Source organism: Falsiroseomonas oryzae (assembly GCF_027856955.1).
Lineage (GTDB): Bacteria > Pseudomonadota > Alphaproteobacteria > Acetobacterales > Acetobacteraceae > Falsiroseomonas > Falsiroseomonas oryzae.
This window is the reverse complement of record NZ_JAPSMD010000771.1, coordinates 1-1,409: the sequence shown is the minus strand read 5'-3', so window position 1 is coordinate 1,409 and position 1,409 is coordinate 1. Positions and strand designations below refer to the sequence as shown.

Annotated in this window: 2 protein-coding genes; both read right to left on the bottom strand. The window is 73.8% G+C overall.

Translation table 11 applies throughout. The annotated features are described in order from the left end of the window. Positions 1-99: 99 nt before the first annotated feature. Positions 100-669, bottom strand: a complete 570-nt coding sequence (locus OZN99_RS31535) for a hypothetical protein (RefSeq protein WP_270939139.1) — start codon at positions 667-669, stop codon at positions 100-102. 89 nt (positions 670-758) lie between these two features. After that, complete coding sequence (rsmD, locus tag OZN99_RS31530; RefSeq protein ID WP_270939140.1) at positions 759-1,349, bottom strand: 16S rRNA (guanine(966)-N(2))-methyltransferase RsmD; 591 nt, start codon at positions 1,347-1,349, stop codon at positions 759-761. Positions 1,350-1,409 lie beyond the last annotated feature (60 nt).

Genomic DNA, 1,409 nt, shown 5'->3' with positions numbered 1-1,409 from the left:
GCCCCTGTGCCGGCCGGCGCCGCCCTGCCGAGGCCGGCGCGCGTGCTGCGCCAGCCCGCGGGCACGCCGCCGGGGTGACGGGCTGGGCGGCCAGGTGGATCAGAAGGGCGGGTTCTCCGCCGTCGCATTCTCGACGCGGCTGACGCGGAGTCCCGCATTCTTGTGGCAGAGCAGCGTAAAGCCGTTGTAGCCCGGGGCGGCCTTCTCCACGGCGGCATAGAAGTCCGGTGCGCCGAGGGCGGCGGTGGCCGGCGTGAAGGTCGCGGCGATGGCCGCGTCGGTGAGGTTGGTCTTCGAGGTCGGGTTGAAGCTGTAGAGGATATTGGACGCGCCGATCTTCCCCTTGAGCCCGGCCCAGGCCGTCTTGGCCGCGATGCTCTGCTCGCTGTCCGGCAGGTTGTAGGTGCCGATATGCGCGACCATCACGGGGAAGGTTGCCGGCGCCGCGGGATCCTTGAAGACGACGATGTAGCAGCCCGACATCGGCCCGGTGATCAGGCCGTTCTCGGTGAAGGCCGTGACGCTCACCTGGCCGGGAAGCCAGGGCAGCCAGTTGTAGTTGGTGCCGCCGGCGACGACGATCTGCACACCGCACATGATGACGCGGCCGTATGGCGCCTTGTTCGGCGGCGCCGTCGGCGGCTGGAAGGTGGCGTTCAGCAGCGGCATGGCGACGTGTCCTCAACGGGCTGAGCGCGGCAACCTTGTCGCGAACAGGCCGGCACGACAATCTCCTTCCGGGAAGGTTGCGCTGCGGTTTACGGCGTGGGCGGCGCGGCCGCCGCATCGCCCGCGGGCGCGCGCAGCACGACCAGCCGCGCGGCGCTGTGCTCGCGCTCGGCCAGGACGCTATAGCCCGGCAAGTCCAGCGTCTCGTCCCGGCCCACCTCGGCCACCACCAGCGCGCCGGGCGCGACCCAGCCACCGGCGGCGAGCGCGGCCAGCGCGCGCGGCACCAGGTCCTTGGCATAGGGCGGGTCGAGGAAGAGCAGGCTGCAGGGCGCCTCGGCCCGCGGCGGGCGTGTGGCGTCGCCCGGGATCACGCGTGTCGCGGGCTGCTCGCGCAGCGCCTCGATGTTGCGGCGCAGGGCGGCGAGCGCGGCGCGGTCCTGCTCGATGAAGGTGGCATAGGTGGCGCCGCGCGACAGCGCCTCCAGCCCCAGCGCGCCGGTGCCGGCGAAGGCGTCGAGCACGCGCGCGCCCTCCACCGCTTCCCGTCCTGCCCAGGGGGCGTGCCACAGCATGTCGAACAGCGCCTGGCGGACGCGCTCGGCGGTGGGGCGGGTGGTCGCGCCCTCCGGCGCGAGCAGCCTACGGCCGCGATGGCGGCCGGCGACGATTCGCAGCACGGCCGGGCCGGCGGGGTTCGGCGTTGCGGGCGCGCGGGATGGTGCGGCCACGGCCCGGCG